This is a genomic window from Pseudomonas sp. NPDC087346 (assembly GCF_044744235.1).
Taxonomy (GTDB): domain Bacteria; phylum Pseudomonadota; class Gammaproteobacteria; order Pseudomonadales; family Pseudomonadaceae; genus Aquipseudomonas.
This window is the reverse complement of the sequence record NZ_JBIUXX010000021.1, coordinates 40,463-58,824: the sequence shown is the minus strand read 5'-3', so window position 1 is coordinate 58,824 and position 18,362 is coordinate 40,463. Positions and strand designations below refer to the sequence as shown.

Here is an 18,362-nt window from a genome sequence, read left to right as displayed (position 1 = left end):
CTTTCAAGCCTTTTGGAGTCTTGTCGTCATGTTCGACATTGCCACACCTGCCACGGTCGATTTCGGCCTGGTCCATCCGCTGCCGCTGGACCTCAATCAAAACCTCTACCTGCTAGCCGCAGTGCGCTTGCGTGATTGCCGCCAGCAGTGGCTTGAGCTGACCGCACAAATACCTTCAGGCAGTACGCATGATGGTTGGAGCGCCCGCGCGACCGGTACTCCGCTGTCACGCAGGGACCACGCCTTGAGCCTGTATCGCCAGCATTTCGAAGCCGCCAGTCAGCTCGCTTGTGCCGAGGGGACCATCAGCAACAAGCAATGGCAGGGGCTACTGGAGCGGGTCAAACCCTCCGCGACGGCGAACGGCGTTCACGTCACACAGCCCGCGCTCGAACGTGCCGACAGGAGCCGTGTTGCATTGCCGGGAGCTTTGATCCTGCGTCTCGATAATGAGCTGCCGGCTATTCATCTGCTGTATCTGCCTTGTCATGCCCAAGGATTGACCGCGTTCAGGGAACGCGCCGATCTGGAGCAATGGCTGATCGGGCATTGTCGTCAGCAAAATCGGCAGCCACCCCTGGACAACCTCACGCTGGTGGATGACACGCTCGACCAGGACCCGCTCAAGCGTGGCCTGGAGTTGTTGTTCAAGTCACCGGCGCCAGCGTGGGCCGACATTCAGAACATGATCGCCGAACCATCGCCTCTGCCAGCTGAAGTCACGGACAGCACCGATGCGGCTCTGTTCGGGAGCTTGAGCCCCGGTACTCCTTTCAGCCAGCGCAGTCTGGCACTGAGCCTTGAACAGAACGCGCTCGACCGCTTGCTGGGTGAGACACTTGTCGCCGACCCGGGTAGCGCATTACGACTGAAACTGGCGCAACAGTTTGATGCCTTGTCCCAGGCAGAACAGGCCAGCCACACCGCCGCATCGGCACTGCTCGACAGTCGCGATGCACAAAAAATGCTTGAGCTGCGCCACACCGAAAATTCCCACTATCACGCTTTGCATCAGGCCCGCATCGCGGGTTTACGTGCCGAGGCAGAACTGCAACTCACGCTCGATCAACTAACAGCCGAGGAACACCAGCGAATCATTGCCTTGCTCGACGCCCCCGACCACAAACTGCGCCCTGCGGATGGCGTGGTCGCTCGCATCAGTTTGTCGGCGACGCAACCGAATCTCAGCCGAAACGAGGATCTTGAGGGAGTATTGATCATCGCCGCGGCGGCAGCTTTTGAGCCGGGTTCGACAGACAGCCTGTTGCTCTTCTGGCCCGGTCTCTTCGGAGGATTACAACGTTTCGATTCACGCCAGGCATTGGAGCAGAGCGTGTTCCGACGCACCCCCGATGAGCAGAATCTGGCCATGCATTTGACGCCGCTCAATGGTGATCCGCTCGTCTGGTCGCTTGAGGAACAACTCTACCAATGCGAACAACTGGCAGTGACGATCATCAAGGACAACCCGCTGCCCGGTCATGCCGGGGAGCGCGCAAGCGCCATGGAAAAACTGCGCGAGCAATATCTCCCGCGATTGACCGTGCCCTTGCCGCAGGCGCGCGAACTGGCTTATGCACAACAACTGGACCAAGACCGCAGCGTTACGCTGGCCGGCGGTCTGCCGCAGTGGTTCAACAGACTGGATGACACGCAACGGACTCGAATCAAAGCATTGATCCATCGCTATCTGATTGCCATGCAGGCCGCCCATGCCCTGCTCGAACGAGACCTGCCGCCACGACCAGCCTTCAGCAAGAAACGCCTCGATGCCCGCCTGCGTCAGGACTTCTCGCTCAAGCGCAACGCGGTGGTGACGCTTGATCTGCCCGACTCGACCTTCTGGCGAAAAACCGTAATGGCGGGCCCCGCACCCGGCACGCCGCAGAAAAACACTTTGATCGCCAGCCCGGGGCGCAGCGATATTGCCCTGGAAGAGCTGGCGCAAGACAACATCGATCAAGAGATGTGGTGGCGCCTGTCTTTCCTGCGGGTGAAGGTCGCCACGGACGACGAGCAGGAGCGCCAAGCCGTGCTGGCCGGTATCAACGCGACGTACTTGCGCACACTGGTGACGGAGCTGGATCTGGCCGGGCACTACGAAACGCAGATTCTTCAGGCCTTTTTCGGCGCGACGTCCGACTCCGCATTCGACAAGGCGTATCGCCGCGAATGCCTGAATGAACCCTGGCGGCTGATGCTCAAGTTGCAAGGTGAATTCGCCGCATTGCAAGGGCAGATCGATCACGCAGGTCACACGGTGCTCGACATCGCCATCGATGCATCGACGCCACAGGCATATGCCGTCGAGGGCAAGCGCATCGTGCTGCTGCCGGCACACCTGACGGTCGGCGGCACGGACACCGCACATCAGACCGCAAGCACACTCGCCGGAGTGACCTTCATCGTCGAACAGGTCAGCGGCCTGACCCTGTTGTATCTGCCGGACAGCACCGATGGCGTCTTCCTGCGCCAATACACCACGCTGGAAGAGGCGCGCGTGGATCTGTTCAAACGCTGCGTATACAGGAGCATGGTCGACTACCTTGCCGGACGCGCCTTGAGTGGCGATTTTGCCAGCCATGTCAGCCGTATCAATCAGGCGCAATTGCGCAACTTCAATGCGCTGATTGGCGTTGGCTTCGCCTGGCCTTCCAGCACATCCCTGTCCACGCACTTGCTCGACGTGCACATGGGCCGTTTGCTGGAAGCTCATCGCAACAGCTCGCGCTCCAACGATGCACTGTACCTGGAAGCCTGTGCGCTGAAATCAGGCGCGTTGTTCAATTACCTGAAAATGGCCGTGGGCATGCTGCCTTTCATCGGTTCGGCCGTCGCGCTGTATGACGCCTGGAACAGCGCCAACCTCGCCGTCGCGGCGTTCCTGCGGGGTGATATCGGCCATGGACTGGCGGAGGTGGAATCGGTGCTGCTGTGCCTTATCGACGCAGCAATGGACGTGCTTCCGGGAACTGTCAGCCTGCCTGCTGCCGCTCGACTGGCGACCCGACAACGCCAGCGCTCGGTACCCGGAAAAGCGGCGACCACACTGCAGAAAACCTCGCGCCAGCGAACCCGCCAGTCACTCGACCGCTTCAAGGGTTACGAATACGAACACGAGATTTCTCTGAGCGATTTGCGACCGGACACCCACGGCATCTATCGCAACGTTTATCGGCATGCCGAAGGCGATTTCATCATCCGTCAGGGACGCATCTACCGTATCCAGTTGAGCGACTCCCCACGAGGCTGGAGGCTTTATGGCACATGGTCGCGCGGTTATAAAATGCCGATTGCCCTCGACGACACCGGCAACTGGAACACCCACTACGCCGTGCACGGTACCCTGATGGATGGCGGCGGGATCGGCGGCGGCGCGGTGCTCGGGCATCTGGCAGACGGCCTCGACCCGTTGTGGCCCGAGCCAGTCAGGCAATGGTTGCCACGCTGGTGGACCGACCGTCAGTTGCGCCGGCAACTGACCCTGACCAACACCGCCGATGCCTACACGCGACGTCTCGAAACCCAGACCCGCAGCTCCAACCAGTTACTGGAACGCTACCATGGCCAAGCCATTGAGCAGCGCAGGCCGCTGCGCACCGAGGTTGATAACGCCTGCATCAATGACATCGACACCGCCACGGCCCAGTACCAGAACCTTGCCGAACTGTTGCCGTTGAGCCACGGCAGAAAACGCCTTCAGGTCGAAGATATCCAGAGCCGTTGCGCCTGGATCGTGGTTGACCGCTCGATACAGCGAGTCACCGTAGCCCGCGACAGACTGCTCGAATACCTGAACCAGATCGACGCGCTTGTCGCACAGTCCGATGCCACAGCCCTGACAGACACGCCCGCCCATCTGGCACTGGTGGCCCAGCGCAAGGCTGTGCGCAAGAAATTCCTCAAGGAGTTCGACCACCTGCATGCGACCGCCGAACAAGCCAATCTCTGGAACGGCCGCATTACCAACCGGGGCCAAAAAGCCAAAATGGCGCCAGACATGACGGCACTCAATCAGAAGCTCGGCGAAACCACTCACTACTATCTGAAAACCGCGCACACCCTGGAAATCATTACCCGCTACGACGCCGTTGAGGATTTATCCTGGCTCTACTTCCATGTGCAAATGAAAGAAACCCGGATCAAGGTCGGACGCGCCCTGCTGACCCAACATCATCTGCCCGAAGTTCAGTCCAGCCTGGCACAACGCAATCGGGTGCTTGAAGACTGCCTGGAGATCTACGCCGGGTTTCGTCGCCAGTTGAATGCCTGGACGCTCGGCTATCCACAGCATCTGGATCTGGAGCAGATCGCGCCGTTTCTCGAGGGGCTGAGCAGGGTCGAAGATCATGCCCGCCAGGCACTCAAACATCGCCCCACTCTCAAACCCAAAGAAACCGGCAGCAAAAAACTGTTCGAAACCGAAGACAACCAATTGCTCATCGGTACCGAAATCATTGATGTCGGCACCCAACAAAAGCGCTTCACCATCGAGGGCATCGATGGTTTTCGGGAAACCTGGCTGCCGCGTTCCAGTGGCAAATACCATCTGCAAGTTCAACCCGCAGCTTCCGGCCCGCCATTGCCGACCGATGTGCAACCCTTGCTGAGCGAAGCCCGCACGCGTCTCGCGGCAGTGCCGGCGTACAGCGCCAAGGTCAATGGCTATGCCCGGCAGAACATGCTGCCCGTGGATCTGGAACATATGTTCAGCAGTGAAGCGACAGAGTTGAACACCCGCGCGCAAGCCATTGAACGGTTAAAGCCGACTGACCCGATCGTTGCGCAATTACAGGACAAGGCGCGAGAGTTGCGATGGACCGGGCGTACGCTGCGCATCGATCAATCCATACGCAGCAATACCCCCACCGAAGGATATCTGGACTATCTGCTACAACAGCAAGTAGTGGATATCCGCAAGGAAGGGCCGGTTCGGGCTCTCGGCAAGCGTGCCGACGGACGCAAGGATTTCCTTCAGGAATATGAAGTGCGCGACCTGAGTTCAAATCCGCCGCGTACGCTTTGGTATGCGCACTTTCACTACACCTCGGACAAAGCAGCGTTTCAGGACTTCGTCAAAGCCCACTTGAAGTTGCCCGAGCAACGCAATCTCGGCCTGCAATGGCAACAGGCCCAGGCGGCTAGCGGAGCGCAGGTGGAAGCGATCTGGCGAGGCGATATCGGCAAGCCGTTCGCCAATAAGCTCTTTTCGGCGCTGTAGCCAAATGCAGCGGAGCACGCAAAGTGCTCCGCTCCCTTCATGCATGTCGACAGCATGGCCAACATGAGACAAACTCACCGCCTTCGCCTTGATCACAAATTTTATTCATGGAGCCAGCGGTGCTTGAAATCCGTCACCTGAAAACCCTGCACGCGCTGCGCGAGGCCGACAGTCTGGTCGATGCCGCCGACCGTCTGCATCTGACCCAATCGGCGTTGTCCCACCAGTTCAAGGAACTGGAGGAACGTCTGGGCATGCAGTTATTCGTGCGCAAGACCAAACCGGTGCGCTTCACCAGCGCCGGCCTGCGTTTGCTGCAACTGGCTGATGCGACCCTGCCGCTGCTGCGCGCTGCCGAACGTGATATCAGCCGACTGGCGGGCGGTACTGCCGGGCGCCTGCACATGGCCATCGAATGCCATAGTTGCTTTCAATGGCTGATGCCGACCATCGACCAGTTCCGTGACGCGTGGCCGGAAGTTGAACTCGATCTGGCCTCGGGATTCTCCTTCGCCCCGCTACCGGCGCTGGCCCGTGGTGATCTGGATCTGGTGGTGACGTCCGATCCGCTGGAAATCGCCGGCATCACCTACGTGCCGCTGTTTACCTACGAAGCGATGCTCGCGGTGGCCAATCAGCACGCGCTGGCGAGCAAACCGTACATCGTGCCTGAAGACCTGCTGACTGAAACCCTGATCACCTACCCGGTGGAACGTGATCGTCTGGACATCTTCACCCGCTTCCTTGAACCGGCCGACATTGAACCGGCGCAGGTACGTACCTCGGAACTGACGGTGATGATGATGCAACTGGTCGCCAGCGGCCGTGGTGTGTGCGGCATGCCGCACTGGGCACTGCATGAGTACAGCTCGCGGGGTTACGTGAAGGCCAAGCGTCTGGGCGAAAAAGGCTTGTTTGCGACGCTGTACGCGGCTATCCGCGCCGACATGCTCGATGCGCCGTACATGCGTGATTTCTTGCTGACGGCCAAGGACACTTCGTTCTCGACGCTGGATGGGGTTAGCGCGGTTCGTTGATCCAACATGCCCTCAGTTTGACGCGCTGAGTGACCGCTTGTCTTGAATCCACGCTCACCTGTCAGATCTGACAGGTGACACCTTTATCTCCTCGCGCTCTGATGGGGTCTGTCCGAAACGGTCCAGTCTCAACAGCCGAGGAACGAGCATGAACAGCAACCTCAACTCACCGCAGGCTGACGCCGCTCTTGCGTTGCTCCCCATGTTCATTCCGGGGTGGAAAACACCTGTGCTACCAGCAGGGGACTACCACGGCGGCATTCCTTTGAGTATTCACTCACCTTCCACAATGCTTTACATGGTGATCGATCCGCTCACGACACTTTCGATCACTCTGGCCATCGGTGACTCCGTGGAGCTTTGGGTCAATGATCAACCGACCTCCGTGATCAAGCTCATCAGGAAGGGAGACGAGAACGACCGCATAGAAATGGAGATGCCGTGGGGATGGTTGGTGAATGGCCTGAATACCCTGTTTTACCGAGTGACTCGCCCCAGCGAGAATTTCAATGACTCGACACCGATATTGAATGTGCTATTCCACTCTCCGGCCACCGATGTCACTGTCAGCCATCCGGCCAGCGTCGGCCCCAACCAGCCGGCCACGTTTTCGCTCACCCGCAACTACGCGCGGGAATATGATGAAGTGAGGCTGACTGTAGGGACCTGGAGCATAATTATTCCTTATGTCCATCCTGCCAATCCGATTACTTACACTCTGAAAGACGACGAGCTTCGGCAGATCGGTGACGGCATCCATACGGTGAGCGCTCGGGTAGTCGATCAGTTGGGCAACAGCTATGTGTCACCGACAAGTTCCATTGCTATCAATACGGCACCGGTGGTGGCAACAGTCATCACCTCAATGACAGACTCGGCCGGGGTCAGCCTGCCTAACGGCGGTTCGACCTTTCAGACAGGTGGTACGCTGAGAGGGACAGCTGCTCCCAATCAACAATTGCAGATCCTGCTCAACGGCGTTGTCAGCCAAAACGTTTCCGCCGACTCCAGAGGTGACTGGTCGTACAGTATTTCCGGGCTGGCAGTTTTTCTTCACACATTCATTGCCCGCCCCACGCCCAGCGGAGCACCCGACTCAACCCCTTGGCAAATCAATATCAAACTGGAATGGGAAGATCACTACACTTCACTAGCGACCAACTCCTATAACGGCTGGATTACCTATACGGGAGCTCGCTGCGGATCTATCCGCCAGTTCCCCATGAATGGCCAATGGGTGACCGCATTTTTCAACTTCACCGACCAGGGAGCCCCAACCGGATTCGCTGGCGCAGTCTTTTATCGCGACTTCCTGTTTATACCCGGTCAATACCAATTCACATTCGAAGGCACTCATGTTGCCGACAGCCCCGCTGAGCAGTTGCTCGACCCGATCCTGTGCGCGGATACCAGCATGGCGCAGTGGCCTGGCGCGCGTCGGGCAGTCCCCAAAAACGGAGTCTGGTACCTCTTTTTGAATGCATTCACCATCACTCAACGGCAAGTAGCGCGGATGTATATCAGCAACTTCCAGGATGGTAGCTACGGCAACGATTTCGGCATTCGAAACATTAACATCGTACGAGTGAACAGTGTTGGAGGCCTCATGAGCGCACCTGAGGCCGAACCGGAATTGCCGGTTTATACCGAACCACTGCCAGACCTCAAATACCCTTGACTGATCATCGGGACAGGGGCGAAACGACTTCTTCGCAGCTGTCCCGGAGCACGGTGATTTCACGCCACATATGGATCTTGTCGAAGTAATCTTCGCCCACTCGCACCGCCAACGGCTCCAGACCGAACTGGATGAAACCGCAGCGCTGGTAGAGGTTGAACGCGGCGTCATTGCCGGCGGTGACGGTCAACTGGATCAGTTTCAGTGCCGGATGCGTTTGCGCTTCGGCGATTGCTGCCTGCACCAGTTCAAAGCCCAATCCGTGCTGACGAAAATCCGCGGAGACGTACATGCCGAACAACGTTGTCTTGTGTCGGGCCTTCTCACGCGGCTCGAACGCAAGCCCGACAATGCCGGCCAATGTCCCTGCTTCAAACGCGCCGAGCACCACATCGAGTTTGCTGGTCAGCCGCGCTTCCCACCAACTCAATGGCATCACTGCGCGCTCGCGCACGCTGGAGGTGAACGCCTGCGGATGGCGGTCGTAGGCTTCGAGCATCAGTTCCCGATAAGCCAGGGCATGACTGGCGTCCAGCCGCTCGATCCACATATCAGGCTGCTCGCCGCTGCTCAAGCATCAGCCGCACCGCCAGACCGCCGAGTACAAAACCCATGAAATACCGCTGCGCCGCGAGCCAGCTCGGGTTGTTGACGAACCACGAAGCGATGCCCGCCGCGAACAGCGCAATCAGCAGGTTGACGCTGAAACTGACGCTGATCTGGGTCAGGCCAAGAATGATGCTTTGGGTGAACACCGAACCATGCTCAGGCGTAATGAACTGCGGAAAAACCGAGAGATAAAACACGGCAATTTTCGGGTTCAGCGCGCTGGTGAGAAACCCCATGGTGATCAGTTTGCGCGACGAGTCCGGTGGCAGTTGTTGCGCCTCGAATGGCGAGCGCGCACCGGGTTTGACTGCCTGCCAGGCCAGCCACAACAGGTACAGCGCACCGGCCCATTTCAATACCTCATAGGCCATCGGCACGGCGAGGAACACTGCCGTCAAACCCGCTGCGGCAGCAAACATATGCACGAAGAACCCGGCCACCACACCCAACAACGACGTCACCCCGGCCTTGCGTCCCTGACAGATCGAACGCGAGATCAGATAGATCATGTTCGGCCCCGGCGTCAGCACCATCAGCAATGCTGCGGCAGCAAAGATCAGCAAGTCTTGCAGCGGGATCATGGTCGGGCGTCCTTGGCGTGGTTGATCAGGCGATAGCCGTCAGCGAACTGCGATAAAACGGCAGGATCAGGTCGCGTGTCAATGGCGCCAGCTCCACCGCAGGATCAGTGGCCGGGTCGACCCAGAGCACTTCTTCGATTTCCGCAGCCGGACAAACTTCGCTATCAATCGTCAGCTGGAAGATTTCGGCCTGAACGATAAACCCCGGCTCATTGGCCGCAGGTGCGGAGAACTGGCCGAGAAAAGTCGCCTGCGCCGAATCAATCTCCAATCCCAACTCCTCTTCCAGCTCCCGCGCCAGCGCATGCACCGGCAACTCATGCGCTTCGATCTTGCCCCCCGGTTGCATGAACGCCGTGGTACCGCGCTTGCGTACCAATAGAGTCTTGCCGTCCGCGCGGATGAGCAGCGCGGCGGCAATTCGGATCAAAGGCGTAGACGACATGAAAGCAAATCCCTGGCTCGAAAAACGCCAAGTTTCCCAGATCAGGTGGCTTCCTGGAAATCCATTTCCGGCGGCTGACGGCGGAAGCCGCCAGTGAGTACCGCCAGATACACCACACCAATCGCCAACCAGCTCAGGCCCAGATACACCGCCAGATGATCGAGGCTGACCATCAACCACAGATCCGCGACCAGACCAATGAACGGGAAGATCAAAAACAGCACCAGTTCACGCAGGCCTTTTTTCTCGCCGCCGATCCAGTAGTGAAAAATCACCGACAGATTCACCAGACTGAACGCCAGAAACGCGCCGAAGTTGATGAACGACGTCGAGGTGGTCACGTCGAGTTTCAGCGCCAGCAATGCCACCACGGCGCAGAGCAGGATGCTGTTGACCGGAGTACCGAAGCGCGCATGCAGCGTGCCGAAAAACGATTTCGGCAACACACCGTCGCGGCCCATCGCGAACAACAACCGCGAGCCGCTGGCCTGAGCCGAAAGCCCCGACGCGAACTGGCCGACGATCAGCCCGATGAGGAAGATCGAGACGAACAGGTCACCGCCAATATTGCGCGCAATTTCATAGGCCGCCGAGTCGACGCTGTCGAACTGGAACGACGGATGAGCGATCTGCACGAAGTACGAAACGCCGACGAAAATCAGCCCGCCGATCAGCGTGATAAGCATGATCGCCCGAGGGATGGTGCGACGTGGATCGCGGGTTTCTTCAGTGAGGGTGCTGACCGCGTCGAAACCAAGGAACGAGTAACAGGCGATCGCCGCACCGCTCATGATCAGCGGCATTTGCATGTCGCCATTGAAGAACGGTTTGATCGACCACAACGGCGTGCTCGCATCCCCGCCGACGTAGTGCACGCACAGCGCGACGAAAGCGATCAGCACCAAAAACTGAATCAGCATCAGCAAGGCGTTGATGCCGTTGGCCAGTTTCAGGCCGATGATGTTGATCGCGCTGGTGATGCCGATGAACGCCAGCACCCAAATCCACTGCGGGATCGACGGGAACGCCGAGGCGAGATACGCCGCACCGATCAACCAGATCGCCATGGGCAAAAACAGATAATCGAGCAGCACCGCCCAACCGGCGATAAACCCCAGTTTCGGGCTGATCGCTTTCCGTACATAGCTGTAGGCCGAGCCGGCCACCGGGAAAGCGGCGGCCATGCGTCCGTAACTCATGGCGGTGAAGAACATCGCCACGAGTGCCGCCAGATACGCGGCGGGCACCATGCCGGCGGTGGATTGAGCGAGGATGCCGAAGGTGCCGAGGACAATGATCGGCGTCATGTAGGCGATGCCGAACAGCGTCACCGACCCCAGTGTCAGGGTGCGTTGCAAACGAGCCATGAGCGAATTACTCCGAATTTTATTGGATTTATGGCAGAGCCGGATTCGGCAAATTTTTCGGGTGTTGGTTTGTTGTTTTAGTGAGTCAAATGGATCGCTAAAAGATCGCAGCCTTCGGCAGCTCCTACATTGAAATACGTACTCCTGTAGGAGCTGCCGAAGGCTGCGATCGTTTGATCTTCAGCGTTGAGGAATCAGCAGCTCCCGCAATCCATTAGCGTGCGGCACAACCTCCCCCGGCAACTTCAACCGCTGATCATCCAGATAGCGGTAATCCTTGCGCGCATCCGCCAGTTGACCGAAATCCAGCTCAACACTGAACTGACCTTGCTCCCGCCCGGCCTCGAACAACAACGTCCCCAACGGATCAACCAGCGCACTGCCGCCAGCAAACATCAAACCGTCATCGCCGGCCTCGACCCGATTGACCATCAGCGCAAACGCCTGGTTTTCCTGAGCCCGGGCCATGATTGCGGTGCGATGCGTCGGTGCGTACGGGTCCATGTTGCCGTTGGTCACGATCAACAGCTCAGCTCCCAGTTGCGCCAATGCACGGGCGCTTTCCGGGAACTCGATGTCGTAGCAGATCAACAGACCGACCCGCACCCCGTTCCACTCGCAAGTGGCGTAGCGGTCGCCGGCTTCAAACACGCCGCGATCCGAGGCCCACAGGTGCGTCTTGCGGTATTTCAGGGCGATGCCTTGCGGGGTGATCAGCAGCGTGGTGTTGAAGAACCGGCCGTTGTCGTTCTCGGCCATGCCGATGACCACGGCGATGTTGCGTTCGCGGGCGGCGGCCAGCACCGCGCTGACAGTCGGGCCGTCCAGCGGTTCGGCGGTCTGCGCAACGGTTTCGGCGGTCGGGAAGCCCATCAGGTGGGTTTCCGGAAACACGATCAATTGCGTGTCGGCAGCGCAGGCTGCAATCGCCGCCAGTGCGCGTTCGAGGTTGTACGCCGTGCCATTGTCACGGCCCGCCAGTTGGGCGAGTTCGACTTTCATGGGGAGTCCCTGTTCTGGTGCCGGACGCTGAAAGTTTGCCCGGCGGCTGTCTGTGGGCCAGTATGCTTCGCATCCGACCGGCCAGGGAATCACGCGGCCGGGGTAACCCGATAGGGGTAGATTGATGACACTTTCGTTTGACGACATCACTTGGCACCGCGCCGTCGGGCAACTGATCGACGCCCTCGACAAGCCGAATTTCTGGGCGCAACTGGTGCGTCTGCTGGATCAATACGTAGCGTTCGATAGCTGGGTGGTGCTGCTGTTCAGCGCCGATCAACACCCGCAGGTGTTCGCCGAATGTCCCGGAGAGGACGGCAGCCCCGACCAGTTGTTTCAGGATTATCTGCGCGGCCTGTACCTGCTCGACCCGTTCTACATCGCCTGCCGCGAGCAGTCGCGCACCGGTTTGTATCGCCTGTCGGAGGTGGCGCCGGAGCATTTCGAGCTGACCGAGTATTACCAGCGATACTTTCGTCTGAATGTGGTCGCCGACGAAATCCAGTTCAATTGTCAGCTCGAAGGCGAGCGCACACTGTGCCTGTCGCTGGGCAGCAAACAGCGTTTCAGCGTCGAACAGATCGCCCTGCTGTCACTGATTCAGCCCTGGGTACTGGGCCTGTTGCGCCAGCGCCTGCCTTATGAAATCAACGAAACCGTGGCCCTCGCCGTCTCTCCCGCATCTGCGGACTGGCGGGTGCAACTGGAGGCTTCGGTGCAACAACTCAAGGGCGCGCAACTGACCGCCCGGGAACTGGACGTCGGGCGTTTGATGCTCAGCGGTTGCTCCAGTAAAGAAATCGCCCGTAAGCTGGAAATCTCTGTCGAAACCGTGAAAGTCCATAAGAAACACATGTACAGCAAGCTGGGGATCAAATCCCAGTCCGAGCTGTTTTCGATTTTTCTTCAGGCGCAAAACGCCTGAAACAGCACTGAAACACTTTCTGCGGGAGCAGATTTCCGTGGCGAGGGGATTTATCCCCGTTGGGTGGCGCAGCCGCCCCAAAACCGGCAACTGCGGTGCAGCAGATACACCGAGTTCAATGGTTTGGCGACTGCTTCGCAGCCGAACGGGGATAAATTCCCTCGCCAAAAAATCCCGCTCCAAAGTGCTGCAAACATCCGAGTCCGAACCAAGGAAACCGTATGAGCCTGTCACTCCTGAGCCGCTACGCCTTCTTTGCCGTCTGCGTGATTTTCACCCTCGCCAGCCTGCCCTTTCTTGAACACGACTGGCTCTGGCCGATCACCGCCGTCACCGGCGTACTGAGCCTGCTGGGCATCTTCGATCTGCTGCAGAGCCCACACGCGGTGCGTCGCAATTATCCGATCCTCGGCAACATCCGCTACCTGGTCGAAGGCATCCGCCCGGAAATCCGCCAGTACCTGCTGGAATCCGACAGCGACGCCCTGCCCTTCTCCCGCGCCCAGCGCTCGCTGGTGTATTCGCGAGCGAAGAACGAAAGCGCCGACAAACCGTTCGGCACGCTGATCGATGTCTATCAATCCGGCTTCGAATTCATCGGCCACTCGATGCGTCCGGCACCATTGACTGACCCGAGCAGTTTCCGCGTCACCGTCGGCGGCCCGCAGTGCACCCAGCCGTACTCGGCGTCGGTGTTCAACATCTCGGCGATGAGCTTCGGTTCGCTCAGCGCCAACGCCATCCGCGCGCTGAACCAGGGGGCGAAACTCGGCAACTTCGCCCACGACACCGGCGAAGGCAGCATCAGCCCGTATCACCGCGAGAACGGCGGCGACCTGACCTGGGAACTGGGCAGCGGCTACTTCGGTTGCCGCACCAGCGACGGCCGTTTCGACCCGGAACGCTTCGCCGCGCAGGCTCAAACCCCACAAGTGCGGATGATCGAAATCAAGATGAGCCAGGGCGCCAAACCCGGCCACGGCGGGATTCTGCCCAAGCACAAAGTCACCAAGGAAATCGCCGATACCCGCGGCATCATGATGGGCGAAGACTGCATCTCGCCGTCACGCCACAGCGCGTTTTCCACGCCGATTGAAATGATGCAGTTCATCCAGCAACTGCGCGAACTGTCCGGCGGCAAACCGGTGGGCTTCAAGTTCTGCCTCGGCCATCCGTGGGAGTTCATGGGCATCGCCAAAGCCATGCTCGAAACCGGCATCCTCCCGGACTTCATCGTGGTTGATGGCAAGGAAGGTGGCACCGGCGCCGCACCGGTCGAATTCACCGATCACATCGGCGTACCGCTGCGCGAAGGTCTGCTGTTCGTCCACAACACCCTGGTCGGCCTGAACCTGCGCGACAAGATCAAACTCGGCGCCAGCGGCAAGATCGTCAGCGCCTTCGACATCGCCAGCGTGCTGGCCATCGGCGCCGACTGGGCCAACTCGGCACGCGGCTTCATGTTCGCCATCGGCTGCATCCAGTCGCAAAGCTGCCACACCAACAAATGCCCGACTGGCGTCGCCACTCAGGACGCTTTGCGCCAACGTGCGCTGGTGGTACCGGACAAAGCGCAGCGGGTGTTCAACTTCCATCGCAATACGCTGAAGGCGTTGGCCGAAATGCTTGCCGCTGCCGGTCTTGAACATCCGTCGCAACTGTCGGCCAAGCATCTGGTGCGGCGCATGTCGGCGACCGAGATCAAGTTGTTCTCGGAGTTGCATGTGTTCCTGAAACCGGGTGAATTGCTCACTGGCGAAGTGACCGGCGCGTTCTATTCGCGGATGTGGCAGATGGCCCGGGCGGACAGTTTTGAGCCGCAGGATGTGGCGGCGGCTTAAAAGAAGAGCACGTGTCGGTCCCTGATGGGGCCGACATCGACTCCGGAGTGAACAGATAAGCCGAAATATTTGAGCCGGCAAGCGTTACGGAAGGCGTCCGTCCCTTCGCGAAAAGTGGTATCTCACGACTTGAATCCAGATCAGTGATCCACCAGACCCTGCCACTACGACAATCCAGAACAGTAATACCGTCGATATAGCTGCTCATAACGGGATCATCGATCAGGCTCAATGGACCAATACCGGTGATTTTCAAAAAGTCGTCAATTGATGAGTGGGTCTCAAACTTTGGGACAATGCCGCTTTTGCTGTAATAGGCGAACGTCGGGAACCAGTAAACATCGGCGACGATGACTTCATCACCTGGACGGGCTTGTTGATTCAACGCCTCCACTAATGAACCGAACGAGGAGTCTGCACGTGGGGCTGTTCCATTCAATCCATCAGCTTGTCGATAAACCATAGTCAGCCCATGCAATTGGCTGACTACGCAAAGCAATAGTCCAGCATGCAACAGCACCGGACGTTTCCCCCAGATATCCAGCGCCACCGCTGTGACCATCGCTATGCCAGGTGCGCAAAAAGCCAGATAGCGAGGTACAAATAATAGAAAAAACAGCGCTACCAAATAGAGGATGATCAGTGGAACCAGAAAATATCCAGCAATCAGAACCCTGAAATCTCGCTCACGGGGGCCACTTACAACAACGGTCGCTACACACACCAACACCCATAAAAACGGTATCAGTTGCCACACCGATATCGGGTAGTCGCCCATAACAGTGAACTGCCAGACCAGCGTCAAAGCCCCTTGCATAGTTACCGGCTCAATCCAACTCAGGTCGCCGCCTGTATTCCCAATCTGCTTGATCAGGTTGGGTATCCACGGTAAATACAGAAACACAATTGCACTATTGGCGACGATCCATTGCTCCGTCGCAATCGTCGCCTCGACGCGGGCGGCCCGGCTCTGCCACCAGAACAACCAATGCACCAGCACACACAGCCCTGCAAAGTAGTGGGTGTAAAAAGCAGCCTCCATCAGCAGCACGTATATGAGTGCATAACGTTTCTGGTCTGGCGCCCTTGTCCAGCACACCAATGCGAGCGTCGCCGCCATCAACCAGAATCCAAGCAGGGAATACATCCGCACTTCCTGGCTGTAGCGCACTGAAATCGGCAGTAACGCCAACAACAAAGCCGCAATCCAGGTTGCCCTGCGAGTCGAAACAAGGCTCATAAACTTGATACACAGCAGCAAAGTGCCGACGTCAGCCAATACACTCAGCGCACGCGCCGGCAATGCCGAATCACTCCATACCATGATCCAGTAATGCAGCAGCACATAGTAAAGTGGCGGATGAACATCCAAAACCGTCAGGGTCCAGATACGCGCAGGCGTCTCTCTTGCCAGTAACAAACTGTAGGCTTCGTCATACCAGATAGCTGGCACCGTGATGGAGTAGAAGCGCACGAACAGTGCAAGGAACGAAACCGCCGCCAGCGCGGTCCGTTCAATCAGCACCGACGCTTGCGACGGGTAGAGGGTGGGCACTGCCGGTGAGAGTTTCATGCTCTTTGATCACGAAACAATACGAAGCGAAAAAAGCAGTACCCCAGCAGCAGATTCGATGCCGAAAACACCGCCACTGTCAGCAATCCGGGCAAGTTATGTGTATCCGCTAACGAACCAATGCCATAACTCAATCCCCCCATCAAACTGATAAACAGCAAGTAAGCGGATATCGAAGTTCGGACATCGAAGGTGTACAGCACATTCACATAAAAAGAGAACGCCGCTGCCACGCAAAACGCTGCGAAATTGCCGGCTGCCTGCTTCACTCCGATAGCGCTGCACAGCACGAAAAATATCTGCCAGTGAATCAGCCCATCGGCGATTCCGATTACTGTCAGCGCAGGAAATCCCTTCATTGCGGTTCCTTTCATCCAGCGGAACCTTGAAGCTAGGGCACAGGGTGCGAGCGGTCTACTGTCAGAAATTACAGGTATGGGGGAATTGCGACGAGCGGTGGAGCATCACCACTGCAGCAGCCTGCCGTGAGGCGGCTCTTTCATGACGATGAAACCGTAATCACCGAGCAGATAAATCCGGTAATACAGACTTTCCACCAGCGGCGGATAACCTAAATAGCCAACGTGAGTAGCGTTGCGCCGTTCGCGTTCGGCGACCACGTTGGTGACGCCTGCGCTCGGCAGATTTTCCGCGAGCATGTAGTAGTCGACGTTGAGCAGATAGTGCAAAACCGGCAACCGTTTGAACGACCCGGCAGCGCCCACCAGCCAGCGGTCGGAGTAAGTCACAGCCAGATAAATCCGCTTGGCTTCGCGCAATTCACGGTGTTCGGCGATGTCGTGCCCAAGGCTGTACAGCGCGCTGGTGGCGAAGGTTTTCTGCATCGTCAGCACCCGGCCATAGGCGAAAGACAGTGAGAGTGTCGCCATCAGCGGGATGATCAGCAGCAGCGGCAAACGACGACACTTCGGCGCCAGCGCCAGATGCGCGAGATAGAACAGCGCCAGCAGTAAAACGCCGAAGCCCATCAGGGTGCGCGCACCTTCGTTGAAATCGCGAAACAGCAGAGTGATCCCTGGCACCAACAGCGCCAGTGCCGCCAAGGCCAGCAGGCAGACAAGGCTCGGCAGCAGGGTCTTGCGAAGCTGACTTTGCCGTGACAATCGTACAAACCCAACCAGCGCACAAAGCACCAGCACCGCAAATACCCAAGCGTAAGCACCATGAAACAGCAGCGCTGTTTTTTCCAGCACCCGAGCGAAATTGATGCCGGATTGCAGCCAGGGATCGCTACCCCAGCTCAATAATTCGCTCCGTTCAGAATGCTCCATGAACGGAAATGCAGTGACGCTGTAGATCAGCATGCCCAGCCCCAGTTGGGCGAGTTTGCTGCCGAGCATCTGGCGAACTTTTGCCCAGCGCTGTCGGTGATGTATTGCGCGGACCAGCTCCACCGCGCACAAGCCGAGAAACACATTGAGGCTGATCTGATAAAGCCCGATTGCCAGCGCCAGCAGGAACGCCGGCACCAGCCATCGTTGCACTCGGGTTGAACCATTGAAGGTGATTGCGTAGATCACCGCGACCAGGCTCAGCGCCATGATCGGGCCGTCATATTGATAGGACAGGTTCTGCAACAGGAACGGGTTGTACCAGAGTGGCAACGGCACCAGACAGCAAGCGAGCGTCGGCTCCGCGAAGTAGTGAAAGGTCAGGCGCGTCAATGCCAGGCTCATGGCCAATGTGGCCAGCAACAGCGGCAATGGAAAGATGTCCGGTGCACCATCGGTGAAGGTCAGCGCTTGGTAAAACCAGTCGGCAAACAACCGCCCCTGCCCGGCCCAGGCATTACCTGCTGCGAGCCTGCGCCAGTTGTCGTCGATATAGGGAAAGTCAGCGAGGATCAACGGCAGGACGTACAACATCGAAGCGCACAGGAAGAACAGCACGACCTGCCGACGGCCGAGTTCACGAACGAGAAAATCGCTCATCCTCATACCTGCGCCTCTTCACTACTGCGCTGGAGACAATGTTGATGAATGTTGGAGCATGACACTGCGCCGGAAATCGATTGTCTGTGGTATTTCTGACAAATGGTTCGAAAACAAAAAGCCCCGGCCAA

13 protein-coding genes are annotated in these 18,362 nt (G+C 58.3%); 5 read left to right on the top strand and 8 right to left on the bottom strand.

Annotated elements, in window-relative coordinates:
* The first annotated feature begins 28 nt into the window (after positions 1-28).
* The 3 genes from ACIOZM_RS14740 (at position 29) to ACIOZM_RS14730 (ending at position 7,936) form a co-directional block, all read left to right on the top strand.
* Positions 29-5,221 (top strand): dermonecrotic toxin domain-containing protein, encoded by a 5,193-nt coding sequence (locus ACIOZM_RS14740; protein WP_401215003.1) that lies wholly within the window; start codon positions 29-31, stop codon positions 5,219-5,221.
* Positions 5,222-5,340: 119 nt separating this feature from the next.
* On the top strand, positions 5,341-6,258 hold the full coding sequence (gene metR, locus ACIOZM_RS14735) for a transcriptional regulator MetR (protein ID WP_401215001.1): 918 nt from the start codon (positions 5,341-5,343) through the stop codon (positions 6,256-6,258).
* 148 nt (positions 6,259-6,406) lie between these two features.
* The gene (locus tag ACIOZM_RS14730) at positions 6,407-7,936 is read left to right on the top strand and encodes a hypothetical protein (protein ID WP_401214998.1); all 1,530 of its coding nucleotides are present in this window, start codon (positions 6,407-6,409) and stop codon (positions 7,934-7,936) included.
* A 4-nt stretch (positions 7,937-7,940) separates the two neighbouring features.
* Here the strand turns inward: ACIOZM_RS14730 and ACIOZM_RS14725 are convergent, their stop codons facing one another.
* The 5 genes from ACIOZM_RS14725 to ACIOZM_RS14705 form a co-directional block, all read right to left on the bottom strand.
* The gene (locus tag ACIOZM_RS14725) at positions 7,941-8,486 is read right to left on the bottom strand and encodes a GNAT family N-acetyltransferase (RefSeq protein ID WP_401214995.1); all 546 of its coding nucleotides are present in this window, start codon (positions 8,484-8,486) and stop codon (positions 7,941-7,943) included.
* A gap of 1 nt (position 8,487) precedes the next feature.
* Entirely contained in the window at positions 8,488-9,126 is a 639-nt protein-coding gene (locus tag ACIOZM_RS14720; protein ID WP_401214992.1) for a LysE family translocator, read from the bottom strand.
* 25 nt (positions 9,127-9,151) lie between these two features.
* Positions 9,152-9,571: an NUDIX domain-containing protein gene (locus ACIOZM_RS14715; protein WP_401214989.1), complete on the bottom strand. Its 420-nt coding sequence runs from the start codon at positions 9,569-9,571 to the stop codon at positions 9,152-9,154.
* Between the two features lie 41 nt (positions 9,572-9,612).
* Positions 9,613-10,938 carry an APC family permease gene (locus ACIOZM_RS14710; protein ID WP_401214986.1) on the bottom strand — a complete coding sequence of 442 codons (1,326 nt, stop codon included), beginning with the start codon at positions 10,936-10,938 and terminating at the stop codon, positions 9,613-9,615.
* 180 nt (positions 10,939-11,118) lie between these two features.
* Positions 11,119-11,940, bottom strand: coding sequence for a carbon-nitrogen hydrolase family protein (locus ACIOZM_RS14705; protein ID WP_401214983.1), 822 nt, complete (start codon positions 11,938-11,940; stop codon positions 11,119-11,121).
* Positions 11,941-12,064: 124 nt separating this feature from the next.
* Between ACIOZM_RS14705 and ACIOZM_RS14700 the strand changes: the two genes are divergently transcribed.
* Both ACIOZM_RS14700 and ACIOZM_RS14695 read left to right on the top strand, forming a co-directional pair.
* On the top strand, positions 12,065-12,865 hold the full coding sequence (locus ACIOZM_RS14700; RefSeq protein ID WP_401214980.1) for a response regulator transcription factor: 801 nt from the start codon (positions 12,065-12,067) through the stop codon (positions 12,863-12,865).
* Positions 12,866-13,086: 221 nt separating this feature from the next.
* Positions 13,087-14,706, top strand: coding sequence for an FMN-binding glutamate synthase family protein (locus tag ACIOZM_RS14695; protein ID WP_401214977.1), 1,620 nt, complete (start codon positions 13,087-13,089; stop codon positions 14,704-14,706).
* Here the strand turns inward: ACIOZM_RS14695 and ACIOZM_RS14690 are convergent.
* From ACIOZM_RS14690 to ACIOZM_RS14680, 3 genes are all read right to left on the bottom strand, one after another.
* Positions 14,615-16,279, bottom strand: coding sequence for a hypothetical protein (locus tag ACIOZM_RS14690; RefSeq protein ID WP_401214974.1), 1,665 nt, complete (start codon positions 16,277-16,279; stop codon positions 14,615-14,617). The genes ACIOZM_RS14695 and ACIOZM_RS14690 overlap by 92 nt on opposite strands.
* A complete protein-coding gene (locus tag ACIOZM_RS14685; protein ID WP_401214971.1) occupies positions 16,276-16,653 on the bottom strand; it encodes a polysaccharide synthesis protein GtrA in 378 nt (125 codons plus the stop codon). Before ACIOZM_RS14685 ends, ACIOZM_RS14690 begins: the two co-directional genes overlap by 4 nt.
* Before the next feature lie 90 nt (positions 16,654-16,743).
* On the bottom strand, positions 16,744-18,237 hold the full coding sequence (locus tag ACIOZM_RS14680) for a glucosyltransferase domain-containing protein (RefSeq protein ID WP_401214969.1): 1,494 nt from the start codon (positions 18,235-18,237) through the stop codon (positions 16,744-16,746).
* Positions 18,238-18,362: the final 125 nt, after the last annotated feature.

Bases quoted from the DNA above. Each gene is read 5' to 3' on its own strand.
- ACIOZM_RS14700 (WP_401214980.1), top strand. From the start codon at position 12,065: ATGACACTTTCGTTTGACGACATCACTTGGCACCGCGCCGTCGGGCAA.
- ACIOZM_RS14695 (WP_401214977.1), top strand. From the start codon at position 13,087: ATGAGCCTGTCACTCCTGAGCCGCTACGCCTTCTTTGCCGTCTGCGTG.
- ACIOZM_RS14685 (WP_401214971.1), bottom strand. From the start codon at position 16,653: ATGAAAGGAACCGCAATGAAGGGATTTCCTGCGCTGACAGTAATCGGA.
- ACIOZM_RS14720 (WP_401214992.1), bottom strand. From the start codon at position 9,126: ATGATCCCGCTGCAAGACTTGCTGATCTTTGCTGCCGCAGCATTGCTG.
- ACIOZM_RS14740 (WP_401215003.1), top strand. From the start codon at position 29: ATGTTCGACATTGCCACACCTGCCACGGTCGATTTCGGCCTGGTCCAT.
- ACIOZM_RS14730 (WP_401214998.1), top strand. From the start codon at position 6,407: ATGAACAGCAACCTCAACTCACCGCAGGCTGACGCCGCTCTTGCGTTG.
- ACIOZM_RS14710 (WP_401214986.1), bottom strand. From the start codon at position 10,938: ATGGCTCGTTTGCAACGCACCCTGACACTGGGGTCGGTGACGCTGTTC.
- ACIOZM_RS14725 (WP_401214995.1), bottom strand. From the start codon at position 8,486: ATGTGGATCGAGCGGCTGGACGCCAGTCATGCCCTGGCTTATCGGGAA.
- ACIOZM_RS14680 (WP_401214969.1), bottom strand. From the start codon at position 18,237: ATGAGGATGAGCGATTTTCTCGTTCGTGAACTCGGCCGTCGGCAGGTC.
- ACIOZM_RS14705 (WP_401214983.1), bottom strand. From the start codon at position 11,940: ATGAAAGTCGAACTCGCCCAACTGGCGGGCCGTGACAATGGCACGGCG.
- ACIOZM_RS14690 (WP_401214974.1), bottom strand. From the start codon at position 16,279: ATGAAACTCTCACCGGCAGTGCCCACCCTCTACCCGTCGCAAGCGTCG.
- ACIOZM_RS14715 (WP_401214989.1), bottom strand. From the start codon at position 9,571: ATGTCGTCTACGCCTTTGATCCGAATTGCCGCCGCGCTGCTCATCCGC.